The sequence below is a fragment of the Marinobacterium iners DSM 11526 genome (assembly GCF_900107855.1).
Taxonomy (GTDB): Bacteria; Pseudomonadota; Gammaproteobacteria; order Pseudomonadales; family Balneatricaceae; genus Marinobacterium; species Marinobacterium iners.
Window position 1 is genome coordinate 1 of the sequence record NZ_FNRJ01000006.1, and the last position, 19,843, is coordinate 19,843.

Consider the following 19,843-nt stretch of genomic DNA (forward strand, 5'->3'; position numbering starts at 1 on the left):
CCGGTGTCTCGAATACCGAAGCTGCGTGAACAACGTGTTTAGTATTCACAGGTAGCAGCACTAGGAACAAGGAGCCGGCAATCATGAGCGCCAGCCCATTAATATATCGAATATTAATGTCCCATAAACAACGTTAAACGAGCCCTATCGCGTTACGCCCTGCCCAGCTGTTTTGTGTTTGTCAGTCACTCACATTAGAATATGCATAACGACTAATAAGTAATCCAACGCAATAGTCACGCCGTAGCTAATCAAATCGGTTCATTACTTTACCAAGCAGGAGCTTACTGTGCTGTCACAACGCTACACCCGTCTGGTCACCACACTACTGATGTCGATGGTCATGGTTACCCTGATGACGTTTGTGATCACCGCCATCAACACCGGTTTCACCGAAGGCTTCTCGTCACGTTGGGGCATGGCGATTCTGATTGCCTGGCCGATCGCGTTTCCGCTGATTTATGTGCTGCCCAAGCGCATGCAGATGCTGGCCGGTCGGATTTGCAGCCTGCCTCATTAAATCAGTGTACTGAGTTTGCCCCTCGAGCCTGCACCTTGCAGGCTTTTGTCCCCTTGGCACAGCCTAACCTTCGATCCATCCAACGGCCCCTTCTTGTCATCTTGGCCAGGCCAGAGCCTGTAATATATAAAAGCTATCGAACCATTAATTACGATTAATTTCACACATTCATTGCCGCTCGATACCATAGCTCCATATTCGAAATGCGCCCAACGCCGAACGGGAGATCTACAGGACAGGCGGACGGTCGCAACATATAACTTTACCGAGAGATGACGCACATGTTGGATACCAATCTGAAGCAGCAGTTGAACACCTACCTGAAGAACATTGTTACCCCGATCGAGCTGACACTGACCACCAATGACAGCGACAAGTCCAAGGAACTGGCGGATCTGACACATGAGATCGCCGAGCTGTCTGACCAGATCAGTGTGAAGGCTGGCAGCGATCGTCGCGCACCGAGCATGGCCGTTGGCGCCGCCGGTCAGACACCGCGGGTCAACTTTGCCGGTATCCCCATGGGCCACGAATTCACCTCGCTGGTACTGGCATTGCTGCAGGCCGGCGGTCATCCGTCCAAGACCGATGCCGCACTGCAGGAGCAGATCCGCAACCTGAAGGGCGAATTCCACTTCGAGACCTACATCTCGCTGTCATGCCAGAACTGCCCGGACGTGGTACAGGCACTGAACCTGATGGCGGTGCTGAACCCGAACATTACCCACACCATGATCGATGGTGCGCTGTTCCAGCAGGAAGTTGAAGAACGTCAGATCATGGCCGTGCCGTCCGTCTACCTGAACGGCGAACACTTTGGTCAGGGCCGCATGACGCTGCCGGAGATCGTCAACAAGCTGGATACCGGCGCCGCCGAGAAAAAGGCAGCCGAGCTGAACGAGCGCGAGCCTTACGAAGTGCTGGTGGTGGGCGGTGGCCCGGCCGGTGCCTCTGCTGCGATCTACGCCGCACGCAAGGGCATCCGTACCGGTGTGGTCGCCGAGCGTTTCGGCGGTCAGGTGATGGATACGGTCGGCATCGAGAACTTCATCTCAGTGCCTTACACAGAAGGCCCGAAACTGGTCGCCAGCCTGGAGCAGCACGTCAAGGAATATGAAGTCGAGGTGATCACCGAGCAGTCCGCCGCCAAATTGCGCAAGGGCGAGCTGATCGAGGTGGAGCTGGCCAGCGGTGCGACGCTGAAAAGCCGCAGCGTGATCCTGGCCACCGGTGCGCGCTGGCGTGAAATGAACGTGCCGGGCGAACAGGAGTACCGCGGCAAGGGCGTGGCCTACTGCCCGCACTGCGACGGCCCGCTGTTCAAGGGCAAGAGCGTGGCGGTAATCGGAGGAGGTAACTCCGGCATCGAGGCGGCGATCGACTTGGCCGGTATTGTTAAAGACGTGACCGTGCTGGAATTCTCCGACACCCTGCGCGCCGACAGCGTGCTGGTGAAGAAGGCGGAGTCTCTGCCCAACATCAAGATTATCAAGCAGGCGATGACCACCGAGGTTCTGGGTGACGGCAACAAGGTGATCGGCCTGAAATACAAGGACCGCAAGACCGATGAGTCTCACGTGGTGGATGTGGCCGGCATCTTCGTGCAGATCGGTTTGGTACCGAACAGCGAATGGCTGAAGGATTCACTGGAACTGACCGAGCGCGGCGAGATCGTGATCGACAGCCACGGCGCCACTTCCATGCCGGGTGTGTTCGCGGCGGGTGACGTGACCGCCACACCGTACAAGCAGATCATCATCTCGATGGGATCAGGTGCAACGGCTGCGCTGGGTGCCTTCGATCACCTGATCCGCAACTGATCGCCCCTTCAAAGCGAACTCTATCTCTCTTCAGCGTTTTGCTGACTTCCACCGCCCTTCGGGGCGGTTTTTTTGTTCAGTCACCACGGCAATCCGCCCTTGAAACGTTCAATCAGAAAATCACACAGCAGCTGCAGTCGTGGCGAGCGCTGTCGCGCCTGTGGATACACCAGCCAGACGCCGCTATAGGGGTAACGGTACTGTTCCAGCATCGAGATCAGCTCACCACGCCTCAGGGCCGGCTCGACGTAATAGTCGGGCAGTTGGGCGATCCCCAACCCTTTGCTGACCGCATCCAGCAACGCAGGGCCAGAATTGGAACGCCAGTTGCCGCTGGCTTTCAGCTCCTTGCGCTGGCCATTTTCACTGAACAGCCAGAAGCTGTTGGACCCCATCAGGCAGTTGTGTCGCCCCAGCTCTGACAGTGTATGTGGCATAGGGTGACGCTGCAGGTAACTGGCGCTGGCACAGAGGTATTCGCGCCGATCGCACAGGCGTCGCGCCAGTAAAGAGGAGTCCTTAAGCGTGCCCATGCGTACGGCCAGGTCATAGCCTTCGCTGATCAGATCGGTCTGACGGTTGGTCAGGTGCAGGTCGAGGCTGATTTTCGGGTACTGCAGCATGAAGTCGTTCAGCTGCGGCGCCAGAAAACGCTCACCGAAGGTGGTGGCACAGGTCACGCGAAGCGTACCGGAAGGCTCTGCCTGAAAACTGGACAGCTCTTCTTCCGCCGCGCTGAAGCCCTGCAGCAGTTCACGGCAGTGCTGAAAGTAGTGCTCGCCCGCTTCACTAAGCCGAAACTTGCGCGTGGTGCGATACAACAACGGCGTACTCAATTCAGCCTCCAGCCGGGCTACCAGCCGGCTGATATGCGAGGGCGAGACCCTGAGCTTGCGTGCCGCCGCCGAAAAGCTGCCCTGCTGTACTACCTCGACAAAGGCTTCTATAGCTTCCCAGTGCCGCATTCTGTGTTCCCCGCCCGTCTGATATAGACCCTGTATGCCAGAATTATTGCAGCTGAGCAAAAATAATTTTCGATTGCTGTCATTATCATGGAACAGTTCAGGGGCTACACTTGAACCATCGCGTTTATCTCAACATCTGTATTCGACTCGGGAGATCACCATGAAGTCACGCGCAGCCGTTGCCTGGGAAGCGGGCAAACCCCTCACTATCGAAGAAGTGGACGTTCAGGGCCCCAAGACCGGTGAAGTGCTGGTACGAATCGTTGCCACCGGCGTTTGCCATACGGATGCCTTTACACTCTCGGGTGCGGACCCTGAAGGGATCTTCCCATCGATTCTGGGCCATGAAGGTGCCGGTGTGGTGGAAGAAGTGGGCCCGGGCGTCACCACGTTGAAGCCAGGTGATCACGTAATCCCGCTGTACACCGCCGAGTGCGGCAAGTGCAAGTTCTGCCTCTCCGGCAAGACCAACCTGTGTCAGGCAGTACGCGCCACTCAGGGCCAGGGCCTGATGCCGGATGGCACCAGCCGTTTCTCCATCGGCGGCAAAACGCTGTTCCATTACATGGGTACATCCACTTTTTCCGAGTACACCGTGGTACCGGAGATTTCATTGGCGAAAATCCATGTCGATGCGCCACTGGAGAAAGTCTGTCTGCTGGGTTGCGGCATTACTACCGGTATTGGTGCAGTGCTGAACACAGCAAAGGTTGAACCGGGCTCCACCGTCGCGATCTTTGGTTTGGGCGGCATCGGTTTGTCCTGCATCCAGGGCGCCCGCATGGCCAATGCGGCACGCATCATCGCCATCGACGTTAACGAAGACAAGTTCGAGATGGCACGCCAGTTCGGTGCCACCGACTGCGTCAACCCGAAAGACTTCTCCGATCCGATCCAGCAGGTGATCGTCGACATGACCGACGGCGGCGTGGACTACTCCTTCGAGTGTATCGGTAACGTTCAGGTTATGCGTTCTGCACTGGAGTGCTGCCACAAGGGTTGGGGTGAATCCATCATCATCGGTGTTGCCGGTGCCGGTGAAGAGATTTCCACCCGTCCGTTCCAGCTGGTGACCGGTCGCGTCTGGAAAGGCTCCGCCTTCGGTGGCGTCAAGGGCCGCAGCCAGCTGCCGGGCTACGTTGAGGACTATATGAACGGCAAGATCGAGATCGATCCGTTCATCACCCACACCATGGGTCTGGAGGACATCAACAAGGCGTTTGACCTGATGCACGAAGGCAAGAGCATCCGCTCGGTGATTCTGTTCGATCAGTAATCAAGGAGAGTCCCATGACTCAAGCAGCCCCCGAGCTGGTCGCCAGCAACAAATGCTTTGACGGTTGGCTCAAGCGCTACAAACACAGTTCGACGACGACCGGCACGGAGATGGTGTTTGCCATCTACCTGCCACCGCAGGCACAAACGCAGCCGGTACCGGTACTGTACTGGCTGTCGGGCCTGACCTGTACGGATGAGAACTTCATGCAGAAAGCCGGTGCCCAACGCGTTGCCGCCGAACTGGGCGTCGCCATTGTTGCGCCGGATACCAGTCCGCGTGGAACCGACTTGCCCGGCGAGCATGACAGCTACGATTTCGGCTCCGGTGCCGGTTTTTATGTGAATGCGACCGAGACGCCCTGATCTGCTCACTATCGCATGTACGATTATGTGACCGACGAGCTGCCGGCACTGATCGAACAGCATTTTCCGGTAACCCAAAAACGCGCCATCAGTGGCCACTCCATGGGTGGTCACGGTGCGCTGATCTGTGCTTTGAAGAATCCGGGCCGATATGTATCGGTATCGGCTTTCGCGCCGATCAGTAATCCGATCAACTGCCCGTGGGGCGAAAAGGCGTTTTCAGGCTATCTGGGCACTGATCGCGAAGCATGGAAAGCCTGGGACAGCTGTGAACTGATCGCAACCGCGAAAGAACGGCTGCCGATTCTGGTGGATCAGGGCGAGGCGGATGATTTCCTGCAGGAACAGCTCAAGCCGGAAGCGCTGAAAGCAGCCTGTGCGTCGGCGGGACATCCGCTGGAGCTGCGCATGCGCCCCGGTTATGACCACAGCTACTTCTTCATCGCCAGCTTTATCGGAGACCACCTGCGCCATCATGCCCGGGCGCTGGGCCTGGGCTGAAGCGCCGCCTGAAACAGGCACAAAAACGCCGACCCGTGCAAGCCAGTCGGCGTTTTTCGTACGCTTTCGCGTGACGCTTAGAGCGCTGCCAGTACCGCTTCAGCGCCGCTAGTCTCGACTAGTCTTTCTCGTCCACGTTCAGCAACTCAACCACACCGTCGTTGACGATCATTGCGTAGCGCTGGCTGCGCTTGCCAAACTGGATACCGGCCAGGTCCAGGTCCAGCTTCAGACCCAGAGCCGACGCGCCAGCAGCGAAGAATCTTTCAACGTGCCCATGCGCACGGCCAGGTCATAGCCTCCGGTAATCAGAACCGTCTGGCGGTTGGTCAGGTACAGGTCGAGGCTGATTTCGGGCATTGCTCATGAAGTCGTTGAACTGGGGCGCCAGAAAGCGTTCACCGAAGGTGATGGCACAGGTGATGCGCAACTTGCCGGAGGGTTCGGATTGGAAACGGCCTTCCTGAACCACAGCCACATAGGCCTCGATTGCATTCCGCCGCCGCATTCATCTTTCCTATACAGATTATTGCTGTACTGCAATAAAAAATACCATGGCGGCGCTATTGGGGCACTAGATAATCGACTTCAGGAACCCTAAGATGAGAATGAGATCGTGGCATTTATTACCAGCGGGGATAGCTGGTTGAGAAAACACTAATATATAAAAGCGCTGATAATCGGCACCTTTTTAACTCAGAATAACTATAAAAATGGATTCATTAAAAAGCCTTCTAGGCCACCCGCTACTGGAAGACGAGATTCTGGACAAAACCGAAGAGGGCAGAATCTATCTTCTCAATCAACGCATGCTGTTACTCCATGGCTATTCCTTAGCCAACCTGCGACGTGAGTTCATCGAACACGCCGGGCTCAAAACCACCCGGGAGATATTCACAAGACTGGGCTACCAGCAGGGTGCCGAAGATGCTTTGAAGCTTAAGCAGAAGGGGGTCAAGGATCTGGATGAACTTTTCTATTACGGCCCCAAGATCCGGGAGATGGAGGGTTTCGTACTGAACCGTGCTGTAGAACGGATGCAGTACGATGAGGACACAGGCAAATTCTGGGGTGACTATATTTGGGAATCTTCCTGGGAGTCCAAGGCCCATCTGGAGCACCTTGGCGTCAGTGGTTTTCCCGCCTGTTGGTTGATGACGGGATACGCATGCGGCTACACCACAACCGTGATGGGACGCCCCATTCTGTGGAAAGAGGTCGAATGCGTGGCCATGGGTCACAAGCATTGCCGGGTTGTCGGAGTACCTCTCGAAGATGAAGAGGACATCGGCGAACATCTCAGCTTCATGCGGATAGAAGAGTTCGTCTCACCACCGAAGTCCAGCAGATGCTTGCAATTAGAGAGGTTACAGGCCGACGACAGCGAGACAGTCCTGCCCGATATCATCGGTTCATCACGCCAATTTAATGAGGTGGCCACACAATTAAAAAAAGTAGCGGTGACCAACTCTACCGTGTTGTTGATGGGTGAAAGCGGGGTTGGAAAGGAGCGATTCGCTCGCGCTCTACACTCCATCAGCAAACGTTCTGACGGCCCCTTTGTCTCAGTTAACTGTGCGGCAATACCCGCTGATCTGGTGGAATCCGAACTATTTGGTGTGGAAAAAGGAGCCTTCACCGGCGCTGTCGAATCCCGTCCGGGGCGCTTCGAGCGTGCTCACGGCGGCACATTGTTTCTTGATGAGATCAGCAGCTTACCCCTGGAAGCACAGGGCAAACTGCTGCGCGTACTCCAGGAGAGGGAGATCGAGCGAGTAGGCGGAACCAATACCAAAAAGGTCAACGTGAGAATCGTGGCCGCCGCCAACACCAACCTGTCAGAGGATGTGTTGCATGGCAAGTTCAGATCCGACCTCTACTACCGAATCAATATTTTCCCGGTGAAGATTCCACCGCTAAGGGAGCGAAAGGGCGATATCGCCTTGCTGGTCAACCTGTTTATCAACCGCTTTGCCAATGAAATAGACAAGCATATTACCGGCATTTCAAGAAAGGCATTTACCCGGCTACTTAACCATGAGTGGCCCGGAAATGTACGAGAATTGGAAAACGTCTGTGAGCGCGCGGTTATTCTTGCGGAAAATGACGGCAACATCGACATCCATCATCTGATGATCGACAACGACGATATCGCACTGGCTCAGAGCCATACACCGAACCCGATCACACAAGAATCTGCGATCGACCACCTGATCTCCAGCATTAATTCCTTCGATGAGATCGAAGACCTGATACTAAAACATGCCCTTGAGCGCAATGACGGCAACGTATCGGCTGCCGCACGATACCTGAACTTAAGACGGGGCCAGTTTGAGTACCGACTGAAAAAGCATCAGAATGCCGACAACTAAGCCTATCCCACCCGAAGAAAACCGCTACAAGTGCCGCATTACACGTAATGCTGTTCACTTAAGCGGAGCAACTTTTCGGTTCACGGGATAGCGGGTTTCGGAAATCTTGACCGCCCTCGGCCTTGAGGAGCGAGAACGGTTATCCAGAAACAGGCTGGCCACTCCAGCTCTCAGTTCCGAGAACCTTACTCCCGTTCTCGATACCGGCTGCGCAGCCGCCATCACGATTAACTGAGCCGCGATATATTGATAGGCCGGTTTAAGAGGGCTGCCCAACTCTGTCTTTTCAAACTAATGGTCCGCCATTACCCCACTCTCAAGGAACTGGCGCAACAGTGACAAGACACTGCCGTCCGTGAGCCGTCGGCTGAACTGGCGGATGATCAAGTCATGGTTTAACGTGTCGAAGTATTTCGACAGGTCCATGTCCACGATCCACTCACATCGATAACGACGAATAAACAGCGTCGCCTTGCCTATCGCGTGATGGCCACTGCGTCCCGGACGATACGACGGATGAAAGTCCGGACCAAAGATCGGTTCAATCAGGCTCTACCCATCGATTCCGGCCGCACCTCGGTTGAGTTTGACGTGTTTGAAGGCTTGATACAGACGCCGCATCGACAGCAACTGTCCGTAAAAACTGTAGTATTTCCTCATACCTGCTCAGCTTTAGGATGACGACTCCGGTCGTTCCGGTTTTATCCTCCATACTGTTGCCAGGCTTCTCAGGCGGGAACTTCATCACTACTACAGCTTCATCTGCCACCTCACACCCGCTGTGGCCTTGGCTTTTACCTTGAGCCTCAACGTCCGGTCGGGCCGGATAGAGTGTCAGGCTTCCCCGGTTACTGCACCGGCTCCCTGTCAACGATTCCACCCTCAAGCACAGCACAGGTCTGACCGAGTATCGGGCTTCGCGCTATTTTGCACGCTTACCCACCTGCACTGCCGAAGTAGGTTCACTTGCGTTGTGTACCGTTAACCTCCTATGGCTTCCTTCAGACCCTGCCGTTGGCCAGCAACACCCTTGCCAACCGGGTTGTCTTCCCCTCAGTCAGGGCGACTCCTCCTTTTTGCCGGCTTCACCGGGCAAACAAAAAATCCGGTATCCAATGAAGAATACCGGATTTTCTTAGAGCCTTCGGTCAGCAGCAAGTCTTAACCGAACAGCATTACGCGGCTCTTTTTATTTTAGTTCTGATTTCAAGAAAACATTCTGTTTTTTTTCGTCATATAGAAAAACCTGCGTATTGAAAACACTTCGAAAATCACCTAAATAAATTCAACTATTTGTTTTTAAACATTTATTCAATACTGGCCTGCTAAATGCTTAGTCATGACTGTCAATAAAAATAAAGATAGACAGTCACTATGCGTACCCCAATAAGAAGAAAAGAGAACGCCGTTTCCTGGCTTCGACCGGGAAATCCCGCCCTCGTCACACTGACACTAGCAGCCATCTTGCTGCTGAGCGCTTGCGAAGCCCCACTGAATTTGACCGGTGTCGATGGCCTGGTGCTGTCCCGCACCATCGGCAGCGAGGCCTGCGCCGATAGCAGTGTAATCGCGCTGGGCTTTGACAAGCAGCTCTGGCGTAGCGATGACGATGGCACGAGCCGGCAGGCGCTCTCCACCCCCACCCTGGAGAACCTGCTCGACCTGACCTGCGCCCCCGATGGCCGCTATTGGGCCACCGGCCAGGCCCATCCGGATCACCATCTGCCGGTGAACAAAGACACCTGTGTGTCCATTGATGACTCGCTCACCATGGTCGATGTCCAGGCACAGCACTGCACCACTGGCCAGTTCAAAGGGATTGTCGACCCCGACATGAGCCCACAAGACAAGTTCACGGTGCAAAACATGCATAGCTCAGGCAACTAAACAATAACGAATACCACCGGTCCCGTGGACATGGACAGCCCGAGACCTTTGAGAGGTGCTTGCACCAGTAACACCCCTCTTTTTTCAAATCCAAGACGAGGTTTAAACATGGAACTGATTAATAAGAAAGATACTTCATTTCTGAAGAACACCTGGTATGTGGCGGCACTCACAACCGAAATTGACGCCGACACCATGCTCAGTCGAAAAATCATCGGCGAAACCCTGCTGTTTTACCGCAAACAGAATGGCGAAGTGACCGCCATTCGCGACCGCTGCCCCCACCGATTTGCACCGCTGAGCAAAGGGGTTCGCGATGGAGATGAAATCACCTGTAGTTACCATGGTCTGAAATTCAACTCAGACGGTCAGTGTACCCATAGCTCCCACGGCAGCGGAAAGATCCCTAAAGCATGTAAGGTTCGCAGTTTCCCGGTGGAGGAGCGGGACGGTTTTATCTGGATTTGGATGGGCAATCAGGAGAAAGCGGACACTACCCAGATCATGGACTGTTCGATACTAAACCGTAAACCGGAAAGTGCCGTTGGCTACATCTACATGTACAACAAGTGCAACTACCAGCTGTTAACCGACAACATCATGGACCTGAGCCATATCGATCACCTGCATGGACCGCTCATCAATACAAACGGCAAACTCAGCCCACTGCTACCCAAAGTAGAGGAGAACGGTTCTGTAGTCTCTGTACGCTGGGACTGGCTCGCCGAGCCTGCCATGCAACTGCTCGCGGTACATCTGGAGCGCCCAGAAGATCAGGCCAACCAGTTCTTCCAGGTCAACTGGCATGCCCCCTCCAACATGCACCTACAAGTAGCTGCGGTACAGGACAGCATGGACTACGAAAACGACGGGAGGATGCTCTATGACTACCACATCATGACTCCCGAATCGGAGTTCTCCACCCATTATTTCTTCGCCTCCGCCCGCAACTATTTGGAGGATGACGCCGAATACAACGCCGCCAAGATGGCCGGTATGAAGCAGGCGTTTGTCGAAGAGGATAAACCGATGATCGAAGCGCAACAGCAGGAGATGGGCGAGGCCGGTTTCTGGGAGCTGAACCCGATTCTGCTCTCCAGCGACGCAGGCGGTATCCGCGTACGTCGAAAGCTCGCCGAACTACTCGAAATCGAATCTGCTTAAACAGACCAAAGCCTGGTCACTATAAGGGCCAGGTTTTCACACCTGAGTGCACCATTATGACGACCGAAGCCACAATAATTAAAAAAGAGACCATTGCCGACAACATCGTTCATCTGGTACTGGAAGACTGCCGGGGAAAAGGCTTTGCTCCCTTTGAACCCGGCGCCCATATCGACTTGCATATCGACGATAAGACGATTCGTCAGTACTCCTTGATCAATAGTCTCGATGGTGGGCATACGTATGAGATCGCGATCCTGCGCGAGGCCAATGGCCGCGGCGGCTCCATCAAGGTACACGACACCCTGCAACCGGGTGACAAGGTCAAGGTCGGTCCGCCACGAAACGCCTTTCCTCTGCAACGATCCGATTTCTCGGTGCTGATAGCCGGCGGTATCGGCATTACGCCAATTATATCGATGGCCGATTACCTGGAACACCAAGGCCAGCCCTTCACCCTGCACTACTGCACCCGTTCCGCTAAGGCTGCTGCACTGCGTGATCGTATCGAAAGCTCCACCTATGCCGATCGCACACGATTCTATTTTGATGACCAAGCTATGCGCTTCGACCCCACCGCGCTTGAGATCGATATTCCAGACAAACGTCTCTATGTCTGCGGCCCCCAAGGCTTTATCGAGTTCATCAAGCGTAGCGCGGAGGAAGCGGGCTGGCCCAAAGAGCGTATCCACTATGAGTCATTTCAGAAGGCCGAGGGCGGTAAAACAGGGCACGGCAAGGCATTCACCCTCATCATCGACGGCACCGGTGACCAAGTTGAGGTTGCAGCAGATGAAACTGCCCTGGAAGCGCTTGAACGCAAAGGTTATGAGATACCCTGCTCCTGTGAACAGGGGATCTGCGGTACCTGCATACTCGATGTTATTGCCGGCATTCCCGACCATCATGATGCATTCTTTACCGATAAGGAGCGACTGGAAAATCTTAGATTCACACCCTGTTGCTCACGCGCACTCACTCCTAGCTTGACAGTGAAACTCTGAGCAAACTTGGTATCTACTTCGTTAATTTTCCCGTCTGTACATATTTTAGCCGGAGCCAATCAGATAGTTCCGGCTCTTTTTTGTCTAACAACTTGTTAATAAAAACGGTAATTCAGATTTACGCACCGGAAGAGAAGGCAACCAACCAACTGAGTGAGCCGATTGGTTGCGAAGAATGTGGATCAGGTCAACACGCTGAGAAAAGCATCGTTGAGTACGCGATCATGGTAGAAGATAGCCTTGCCGAGTTGCTCCGCATCCCAGGTAATCGGCTCATGGTCGGAGTAGAAGTAGTTACCACCAGCAAACACCTCATTGCGGTTGCCGGAGGGGTCAAAGAAATAAATAGTCTTGCCGTGGGTGATGCCATGGCGAGTCGGACCGATATCGATAGATGTATCGGTCATGGAAATCAGGTCGGCAGCACGCAGCACTTCATCCCAAGACTCCAGCAGGAACGAGATGTGGTGCAATTTCCCCGGCTCCGGACACTCTATGAATGCAACATCGTGCGCTTTCATGCTAGAGGTCAAAAACGCGGCCACGCGGGTATCGCCATCCAAAACCTGTTCCACCAGATCGAAACCCAACACCTCGCGGAACAGGTCCACCGTACCGGCGATATTGGGACCATATAGCAAACAGTGATCCAGGCGCTGCGCTTTCATGCCCCTCAAGCCACGCGGCCAAGCTTCCGGGTTATGGTTGCTGACGCCCCAGCGACCGGTCTGCTCTTTGCTCGCGAACAGTTCGAATACATGGCCTGTGGGCGAGTCAAAACGCACACGACGTCCGCAACCGTTCAGTTCATTTTCGTGAATATCTTCAACCGTGCAGCCGTACTCAATCAGCTGCTGACGCAGAGTATCAACGGTGCTTTCGTTCAGGCACTTGTAACCGACAAAATCCAACCCAGGAACATCGGCTTCACGTAATACCAGAGAGAACTTGTCCACCTCGGTCCAAGCCTTAAGATAGACACGACCCTGCGGGTCTCGGTCCATTTCAATTAGACCCAGCACCTCGGTGTAGTGTTTAACTGCTTCATCCAGATCCAGTACGCGAATCTGCATATGTCCCGGTCTTAGTACGCCCTTTTTCATTTAGAACTGTCCTTTTTTGTTATAGGTAATACATTTTTTATCTTCGGAGCCCGATAGGCATGTAGATGATAAGCAATACTCATTCCAATCAGGGAATAGGTGCTTAATTTCCAAAAATTATCTTTAAAAACATAATCCTGAAAGACATCTACACATGAAAGGAGCAGTAAAACTAAATTTGAAAAAACTTTGTTCAAATTAAATTTTTTCATATGAGAAATTCAGAAGTCCGATTTCTTCATTTGAACAACTCTACCATCCCGATAAAGCGCCTTAATGCAATCACAACCAGCCCAGTGCAAAGCAAAACATTATTGCTGTAATGAAAAAATCATTTCTTATCCGTTCTATATTCGATCATATCGGTTGAACTAGGAAAGCTGCGAATAAGTCCGCCGCGTGGGATAATGCCTACTGCATACGATTAAGGACGCAGAGATAGATCAGAAACTTACATTTGCTGACAGCGAGTTCAGCAACAAGCGCCGTCAGACCCGCAAGGAGAAATTTCTGGGCCGAATAGATAAGTTGATCCCATGGACACGTCTCGAGGCCGTCATAAAGCCCCACGATCCCAAGGCCGGTAATGGCCGTCGGCCATACTCTTTTATCCACCATGCTTCGTATTCACTGCATGCAACAGTGGTATAACCTCAGTGATCCAGTCATTGAAGACGCACTGTACAAGATACCCTCAATACGGCTGTTTGCAGGCTGACACTGGATAAAGCGATCCCCGGTCACACCACCATTCTGAAGTTCCGGCATCTGCTCGAACGCCATGATATGGCCCAACAGGTTTTTGAAGAAGTGACTCAATGGCTATCTGAGATCGGTGTTCTTCTGAAAGAGGGCTCACTGGTTAATACCAGTCCGCGTGGCACCGACCTGAGAAACCAATGTGACCGACGAGCTGCCGGCACTGATCGAACAGCATTTTCCGGTAACCCAAAAACGCGCCATCAGTGGTCACTCCATGAGCGGCCACGGTGCGCTGATCTGTGCTTTGAAGAATCCGGGCCGATATGTATCGGTATCGGCTTTCGCGCCGATCAGTAATCCGACCAACTGCCCCTGGGGCGAAAGGCGTTTTCAGGCTATCTGGGCACTGATCGCGAAGCATGGAAAGCCTGGGACAGCTGTGAACTGATCGCAACCGCGAAAGAACGGCTGCCGATTCTGGTGGATCAGGGCGAGGCGGATGATTTCCTGCAGGAACAGCTCAAGCCGGAAGCACTGAAAGCAGCCTGTGCGTCGGCGGGGCACCCGCTGGAGCTGCGCCTGCAGCCGGGTTACGACCATAGCTACTTCTTCATCGCCAGCTTTATCGAAGACCACCTGCACCATCATGCCAGGGCGCTGATATCGGCCTGATATCAGCATAAAAAAACGCCGACTGCACAGAGTGCAAGTCGGCGTTTTTTATTGAGGCTCAGAACCTCAACACTTACAGCGCGGCCAGAACGGTCTCGGCGCTGCTCTTGTCGATGCCTTTTTCGTCGATGTTCAGCAGCTCGATCTTGCCGTCGTTGACGATCATGGCGTAGCGCTGGCTGCGCTTGCCGAACTGGATGCCGGACAGGTCCTGATCCAGGCCCATGGCAGAGGCAAATTCACCGATGCCGTCGGCCAGCATGATAATTTCGTCGGCGTTCTGATCCTTGCCCCAGGCGTCCATTACGAACACGTCGTTGACCGCGGTGCAGATGATGCTGTCCACGCCCTTGGCCTTGATCTCGTCAGCCTTGACCACGAAGCCCGGCAGGTGGGTCATGGAGCAACCCGGAGTAAAGGCGCCCGGTACCGCAAACAGTACCACTTTCTTGCCGGCGAAGAGGTCAGCGGTCTGAACCGCTTCCGGCCCTTCCTTGCCCATCACGCGCAGTTCTACATTGGGAATAGTGTCACCGATCTGGATGCTCATATGGTCTCTCCACAGCGTTATTGTTGACTGATTTACTCGGGATTGTAGCAGATCCTATTCATCAAGATAGTCAATCCAGCCACGCAGCAGACCGATAAAATCCTCCAGCCCCGACTCGCAGGCTTCATCGGCCAGACCAAAGCCTCCTCCCAGCTCATCCAGATCGCCTTCAGCCTGGAGCCAGACGCGTGCGCTTTCACTGTCCAGCTGCAGACTCAACTCTTGCCCATGCCAATCAAACTGCCCACGACGATCACTCAGCAGGGTTTCGACTCGCTGCAGGATACGTTCGGCTTCGCCCCGGTTATCACCCAGCGCCTCGCTCAGCCAGCGACCAAACAGCGCCTGTTCCATCTCGACGATCGCTTCGGGCTGATCGTAGAGGTCTCGTCTGAATTCGTATTCCATCGCGTTGTCTCACTCATGCATCCACTCGCGCCAGACGCGCGTAAGATGGAAATAGTACACCACCTGAACCGGGACCGGATGTCCCAGGAGATCCCATGACCGACACCCACAGCAAACCCCGCCGTGCTGCAGCAGTGCCCAGCAGCCGTTTTTCACGCATGGCCAGCCTGACCGGCCTGGCCGGGCGGGTGGCCGGCAATCTGGTTACCGAAGGCAGCAAGCAGTGGATGCAGGGCCGACGACCGGCGCTGTCCGAGCTGCTGCTCAGCCGCAAGAACCTGGAGCAGGTCGCCGACAAGCTGGCACGGATGCGCGGGGCGGCGATGAAGCTTGGCCAACTGATCTCCATGGACTCAGGGGCGCTGTTGCCACCGGAACTGGCAGCGGTACTGGAGCGGCTGCGTGATGATGCGGTGATCATGCCCGCGGCTCAGCTGGTCGGCGTACTGGAAAGCAACTGGGGCAGCGACTGGGATCAGCGCTTGGCGCAGTTCAGTTTTGATCCGGTGGCCGCCGCCTCCATCGGGCAGGTACACAAGGGCCGCACCCATGGCGGACGCGAGCTGGCGATCAAAATTCAGTATCCAGGTGTGCGTCGCAGCATCGACAGCGATATCGACAATGTTGTTTCCCTGCTGCGCCTCAGCGGTCTGCTGCCGCGAGAATTGGACATCGACCCGCTGGTGGCTGAAGCCAAGCAGCAGCTGCGGCTGGAGACGGATTACCTGCATGAGCAGCAACAGCTGCTGGCCTACGATGCGGCGCTGCTGGGCTCTCGTCATTATGATGCCCTGGCACTGCCCGGCGTCGACACCGAATTATCCACAGAACAGATCCTGTGCATGGATTTCATCGAGGGGGTCAGTCTGAAACAGGCGGCCGCTGAACAAGTCGCGCTCAAGGATCATATCCCCGCCCTGCTGCTGGAGCTGTTCTTCTGTGAGCTGTTTCAACTGCACTGCGTGCAGACCGATCCCAACCCGGCCAACTACCAGTACAACCTGCAGCAGGACCGGCTGGTATTGCTGGATTTTGGCGCCGTGCGCCGTTTCTCGATCGACTTTGTACTGCAGTATCACCATGCCATCTGTGCCGCCACCGATCGTAACCAGACGGAACTGGCGCAGGCACTGGAAACGCTAGGCTTTTTCAGTCAGCGTCATGATGCCGCCAACCGCCAGGTTGTGCTGGACATTTTCATGGAAGCCACCGAGCCGCTGCGCACGCCGGGGGCCTATGATTTTGGCAACTCAGATCTGGCCCAGCGGATTCATCAGCGCGGCATGGCAATCAGCAGCGACCCGGACGCCTGGCATACACCACCGGCAGATGTGCTGTTTCTGCACCGCAAGATGGGCGGGCTGTTCATGCTCGCCTCCCAGCTCGGTGCCAACGTCGATGTTCATGTCATCTTCAATCGCTATCGGGAGCTTTCGTGAGCCTGTTGAGTTCGTTCGATTCCCCCATCACTGCTGTACTGATCGGTGCCAGCGGCGGCATTGGCCAGGCGGTGCTGGCACAGCTGCTGGACGAACCACGGGTCAGCCGGGTATACGCTTTCGCTCGCCGGATTCCCGAGCCACTGAAACAACAGACGGAACGCAATCCGGATCGGCTCAGCCTGCACCCCATCGACTTGAGTCAGGAAGGCTCCATCATCGCCTGTGCCGAACAGCTCAAGGACGTAACCCCAAATCTGGTATTGATCACCTCGGGGCTTTTGCATTCAGAGGAGAGTTTGCCGGAGAAAAGCTGGCGCAACCTGGAGAGTGACTACTTCCAGCAGCAGATGCAGATCAATGCGTTGGCACCGGCCTTGCTGGCCAAACATCTGATCCCACTGCTGCCGAAGGATCAACGAGCAGTATTTGCGGCGCTGTCGGCACGGGTAGGCAGTATCGGAGACAACCGGCTCGGTGGCTGGTACAGCTACCGCGCTAGCAAGGCGGCGTTAAATATGCTGCTGCGCTGTACCGCGATTGAAGCCAAACGGCGCTGGCCCAAACTGGTGGTGGCGGGGTTGCATCCAGGCACCGTGGATACACCGCTGTCAGAACCGTTCCAGGCCCGTGTACCGGAAGGAAAATTGTTTACGCCCGAGTTTTCGGCCCGCTCACTGCTGCAGGTGATCGATGGCCTGACACCAATGGATTCAGGCAATGTGTTTGCTTGGGACGGTCAGCTGATTCAGCCCTGATGCGGTAGCGGGGGCCTCAACCTTCGTCTGAAACCGGCTTCCAGCGGATGGTGACATCGCGAACACCCCAGTCGAGCGCGGCCCCAACATCCTCGCCCATGTAAATGTCGATCTTGCGCTCCCAACGGGGGTGCATCTTATCCAGTACCCGGTAGGTGCCCGGCAGGCCTTCGATCTGTACCTGCATGTTGTAATCCAGGCCTTCTTCCAGCAGATCACGTGACACGGCAATCGCTTTCATTCCCGGTTTCAAGCGATCACCCCAGGCGGCAATCGCCGGGTTCCCCACCGTTTGCTCAGGTACCGAGTTATAGGCGGACGCCCTGACATCAAGTGCATGCTGCTCAGGTGCCGATTCGGCACAGCCCGAGAGCAGCAACCCACCGGCGAAGAGCAGACACTTGTATGAAGAAGATGGCATTTATCACCCTGATCGAATCTTTTGCGTGACTTTACCACTAACCGGGGGTATATAGCATCATCTCTGTTATGGAGGATACCCCTGTGTATTCACCGCCCGAACTTAATCTCGACCTGACCCAAAGCCTGTACGATAAGATCGCTGACGCACTGGTTGAGCAGGGCTATATCATTCTGCCCTCTGCCTTGCCTGAATCACTTGGCCATGCGTTGCGTCAGCACCTGCAGGCAATGGATGACGAGCAGTTTCGTCGCGCCGGTATCGGTCGTGAACAGGATCACCAGCTGCACGGCGAGATCCGCCGTGATCAGATCCGTTGGCTGAGCCATCAGTCACTGATCGAGGCACAGTATCTGCGGTGGATGAACGATTTGCGTGAAGGGCTGAACCGGCGGCTGTTCATGGGGCTGTTCGATTATGAGGCCCACTTCGCCCACTATCCTGAAGGCGCGTTCTACAAACGGCACCTGGATGCCTTCCGTGGCCAAACCAACCGCGTGCTGACAACGGTGTTTTACCTCAACCCTGACTGGCAACCTGAGCTTGGGGGCGAACTGTTGATCTGGCCGACCCATGACAGCGAAGAGGTGGTCGAAAGGGTGGTGCCCCAGATGGGCACACTGGTTCTTTTCCTCAGCGAGCGTTTTCCGCATGAAGTGCTGCCGGCACGTGCCGATCGCTACAGCATCGCCGGCTGGTTCCGGGTCAATACCAGCATCAACAACCAGATCGACCCGCCCCACTGAACCCTACAACAGTTTAAGCGGCGGCTGTTGCAACGCGCCCAGCTGTTCGCGCAACTGCAGGATATGCTCACCCCAGTAGCGTTCGGTGTTGAACCAGGTGAAGTTGTGCGGAAAAGCCGGGTCTTCCCAGCGTCGAGCAAGCCAGGCACTGTAATGCATCATTCTCAGGGTGCGCAGCGCCTCTACCAGATGCAGCTCACGCGGATCAAAATCAGCGAACTCACTGTATCCCGCGATCACCTCAGCCAGCTGCAGCTGCTGCTGCACGCGGTCATCGCCGGTCAGCAGCATCCACAGGTCCTGAATCGCCGGGGCCATGCGCGCATCATCAAAATCGACAAAGTTGGGCGTATCATCACGCCAGAGAATGTTGCCGCCATGACAGTCGCCATGCGCGCGAATCAGCTTCACCTCACCGGCGGCGGCAAAGCAGGCCTCGATCCCGTCGAGCAGATCGGCGCAGAGACTGGTGTACGCCTCACGCAGTGAAGACGGAATAAAGCCTTCACTGATCAATGCCACACTGTCACGACCGTAGGTCTGGATATCCAGCGCCGGACGGTGCACGAAGGGGCGCACAGCTCCGACCAGGTGGATTCGACCCAGAGTCTGCCCCAGCTGATACAAATGGTCGGGGTCATCCAGCTCCGGTGCGCGCCCACCTCGGCGCTTGAACAGGGAGAACCGATAATCCTTGAAATGGAACAGGCTTTCACCGGCACTGTTGGTCAAGGGTGCTACCACCGGCAACTCCTGCTCAACCAACTCAAAACAGAACTGATGTTCTTCCAGGATCTGTTCATCACTCCAGCGCAAGGGGCGGTAAAACTTGGCGATCAGTGGTTCACTTTCCTCTATACCCACTTGATAGACGCGGTTCTCGTAGCTGTTCAGTGCCAGAATACGGCCATCACTGAGGTAGCCCATCGACTCCACCGCATCAATCACAGTATCGGGCGTCAACTGGTAGAACGGTTGGAGATTTTCTTGCTGCATGAGTCACCCCGAGTCAGATAGAACGGCATTCCAGTATCATCATTTGCCACTTAAGAATCGCTAGGATGACTTGGTATGCAAAGATAAACCACCTTGATTTATTATGAATCTGCTCTTTTACCAGGAAAGATCAGGTTCTGTAATTGCAGGAAATGCCATATGTCACATCAGTCC

18 protein-coding genes and 4 pseudogenes are annotated in these 19,843 nt (G+C 55.0%); 13 read left to right on the plus strand and 9 right to left on the minus strand.

Annotation, left to right across the window (positions count from 1 at the left end; all coding sequences use genetic code 11):
* Positions 1-289: 289 nt before the first annotated feature.
* Both BLV48_RS08230 and ahpF read left to right on the plus strand, forming a co-directional pair.
* Positions 290-520, plus strand: a complete 231-nt coding sequence (locus BLV48_RS08230) for a DUF2798 domain-containing protein (RefSeq protein ID WP_242530050.1) — start codon at positions 290-292, stop codon at positions 518-520.
* Positions 521-801: 281 nt separating this feature from the next.
* Positions 802-2,340, plus strand: coding sequence for an alkyl hydroperoxide reductase subunit F (gene ahpF, locus BLV48_RS08240; protein WP_091825829.1), 1,539 nt, complete (start codon positions 802-804; stop codon positions 2,338-2,340).
* Between the two features lie 80 nt (positions 2,341-2,420).
* Here ahpF and BLV48_RS08245 read toward each other — a convergent pair whose 3' ends face one another.
* On the minus strand, positions 2,421-3,305 hold the full coding sequence (locus BLV48_RS08245) for a LysR family transcriptional regulator (protein ID WP_091825832.1): 885 nt from the start codon (positions 3,303-3,305) through the stop codon (positions 2,421-2,423).
* Between the two features lie 160 nt (positions 3,306-3,465).
* Here BLV48_RS08245 and BLV48_RS08250 point away from each other — a divergent pair, with 160 nt between their 5' ends.
* Together BLV48_RS08250 and fghA are read left to right on the plus strand one after the other, a co-directional pair.
* Positions 3,466-4,581, plus strand: a complete 1,116-nt coding sequence (locus tag BLV48_RS08250; protein ID WP_091825835.1) for an S-(hydroxymethyl)glutathione dehydrogenase/class III alcohol dehydrogenase — start codon at positions 3,466-3,468, stop codon at positions 4,579-4,581.
* 14 nt (positions 4,582-4,595) lie between these two features.
* Positions 4,596-5,447, plus strand: a pseudogene (gene fghA / locus BLV48_RS08255) (S-formylglutathione hydrolase).
* Between the two features lie 228 nt (positions 5,448-5,675).
* Here fghA and BLV48_RS19475 read toward each other — a convergent pair.
* Positions 5,676-5,807, minus strand: a complete 132-nt coding sequence (locus BLV48_RS19475) for a type 2 periplasmic-binding domain-containing protein (RefSeq protein WP_302847876.1) — start codon at positions 5,805-5,807, stop codon at positions 5,676-5,678.
* Positions 5,808-6,160: 353 nt separating this feature from the next.
* Between BLV48_RS19475 and BLV48_RS08265 the strand changes: the two genes are divergently transcribed.
* Positions 6,161-7,819, plus strand: a complete 1,659-nt coding sequence (locus tag BLV48_RS08265) for a sigma-54-dependent Fis family transcriptional regulator (RefSeq protein ID WP_091825838.1) — start codon at positions 6,161-6,163, stop codon at positions 7,817-7,819.
* 54 nt (positions 7,820-7,873) lie between these two features.
* On the opposite strand, the pseudogene BLV48_RS08270 reads toward BLV48_RS08265, so the two are convergent.
* Positions 7,874-8,080: pseudogene (locus BLV48_RS08270) on the minus strand (IS4 family transposase); the annotation flags it as partial.
* A 30-nt stretch (positions 8,081-8,110) separates the two neighbouring features.
* Complete coding sequence (locus BLV48_RS19550; RefSeq protein ID WP_340147926.1) at positions 8,111-8,245, minus strand: hypothetical protein; 135 nt, start codon at positions 8,243-8,245, stop codon at positions 8,111-8,113.
* A 1,038-nt stretch (positions 8,246-9,283) separates the two neighbouring features.
* Between BLV48_RS19550 and BLV48_RS19355 the strand changes: the two genes are divergently transcribed.
* The 3 genes from BLV48_RS19355 to BLV48_RS08285 all read left to right on the plus strand — a co-directional run bounded on the left by BLV48_RS19355 (position 9,284) and on the right by BLV48_RS08285 (position 11,874).
* Positions 9,284-9,706 carry a hypothetical protein gene (locus BLV48_RS19355; RefSeq protein WP_254774995.1) on the plus strand — a complete coding sequence of 141 codons (423 nt, stop codon included), beginning with the start codon at positions 9,284-9,286 and terminating at the stop codon, positions 9,704-9,706.
* Between the two features lie 108 nt (positions 9,707-9,814).
* Positions 9,815-10,870 (plus strand): aromatic ring-hydroxylating oxygenase subunit alpha, encoded by a 1,056-nt coding sequence (locus BLV48_RS08280; RefSeq protein WP_091825841.1) that lies wholly within the window; start codon positions 9,815-9,817, stop codon positions 10,868-10,870.
* A gap of 56 nt (positions 10,871-10,926) precedes the next feature.
* On the plus strand, positions 10,927-11,874 hold the full coding sequence (locus BLV48_RS08285) for a PDR/VanB family oxidoreductase (protein ID WP_091825845.1): 948 nt from the start codon (positions 10,927-10,929) through the stop codon (positions 11,872-11,874).
* Between the two features lie 182 nt (positions 11,875-12,056).
* Here the strand turns inward: BLV48_RS08285 and BLV48_RS08290 are convergent, their stop codons facing one another.
* Positions 12,057-12,977 carry a catechol 2,3-dioxygenase gene (locus BLV48_RS08290; protein WP_091825847.1) on the minus strand — a complete coding sequence of 307 codons (921 nt, stop codon included), beginning with the start codon at positions 12,975-12,977 and terminating at the stop codon, positions 12,057-12,059.
* A 438-nt stretch (positions 12,978-13,415) separates the two neighbouring features.
* Between BLV48_RS08290 and BLV48_RS08295 the strand changes: the two are divergent.
* Together BLV48_RS08295 and BLV48_RS08300 are read left to right on the plus strand one after the other, a co-directional pair.
* Positions 13,416-13,850: pseudogene (locus BLV48_RS08295) on the plus strand (transposase); the annotation flags it as partial.
* A gap of 28 nt (positions 13,851-13,878) precedes the next feature.
* Positions 13,879-14,351, plus strand: a pseudogene (locus tag BLV48_RS08300) (alpha/beta hydrolase-fold protein); the annotation flags it as partial.
* Positions 14,352-14,424: 73 nt separating this feature from the next.
* On the opposite strand, the gene BLV48_RS08305 reads toward BLV48_RS08300, so the two are convergent.
* On the minus strand, positions 14,425-14,901 hold the full coding sequence (locus BLV48_RS08305; RefSeq protein ID WP_091825850.1) for a peroxiredoxin: 477 nt from the start codon (positions 14,899-14,901) through the stop codon (positions 14,425-14,427).
* Positions 14,902-14,955: 54 nt separating this feature from the next.
* Entirely contained in the window at positions 14,956-15,309 is a 354-nt protein-coding gene (locus BLV48_RS08310) for a YacL family protein (RefSeq protein ID WP_091825853.1), read from the minus strand.
* 95 nt (positions 15,310-15,404) lie between these two features.
* Here BLV48_RS08310 and BLV48_RS08315 point away from each other — a divergent pair, with 95 nt between their 5' ends.
* Both BLV48_RS08315 and BLV48_RS08320 read left to right on the plus strand, forming a co-directional pair.
* Positions 15,405-16,748 (plus strand): ABC1 kinase family protein, encoded by a 1,344-nt coding sequence (locus tag BLV48_RS08315; RefSeq protein WP_091825856.1) that lies wholly within the window; start codon positions 15,405-15,407, stop codon positions 16,746-16,748.
* Entirely contained in the window at positions 16,745-17,506 is a 762-nt protein-coding gene (locus BLV48_RS08320) for an SDR family NAD(P)-dependent oxidoreductase (RefSeq protein WP_091825861.1), read from the plus strand. The genes BLV48_RS08315 and BLV48_RS08320 overlap by 4 nt, the downstream gene beginning before the upstream one ends.
* 16 nt (positions 17,507-17,522) lie before the next feature.
* On the opposite strand, the gene BLV48_RS08325 is transcribed toward BLV48_RS08320, so the two are convergent.
* Positions 17,523-17,927 carry a 3D domain-containing protein gene (locus tag BLV48_RS08325; protein ID WP_091825864.1) on the minus strand — a complete coding sequence of 135 codons (405 nt, stop codon included), beginning with the start codon at positions 17,925-17,927 and terminating at the stop codon, positions 17,523-17,525.
* An 83-nt stretch (positions 17,928-18,010) separates the two neighbouring features.
* On the opposite strand from BLV48_RS08325, the gene BLV48_RS08330 reads away from it, so the two are divergent.
* Positions 18,011-18,673 (plus strand): 2OG-Fe(II) oxygenase, encoded by a 663-nt coding sequence (locus BLV48_RS08330; protein WP_091826212.1) that lies wholly within the window; start codon positions 18,011-18,013, stop codon positions 18,671-18,673.
* 3 nt (positions 18,674-18,676) lie between these two features.
* Here BLV48_RS08330 and BLV48_RS08335 read toward each other — a convergent pair whose 3' ends face one another.
* Positions 18,677-19,669, minus strand: a complete 993-nt coding sequence (locus BLV48_RS08335) for a serine/threonine protein kinase (RefSeq protein WP_091825867.1) — start codon at positions 19,667-19,669, stop codon at positions 18,677-18,679.
* Between the last annotated feature and the right edge of the window lie 174 nt (positions 19,670-19,843).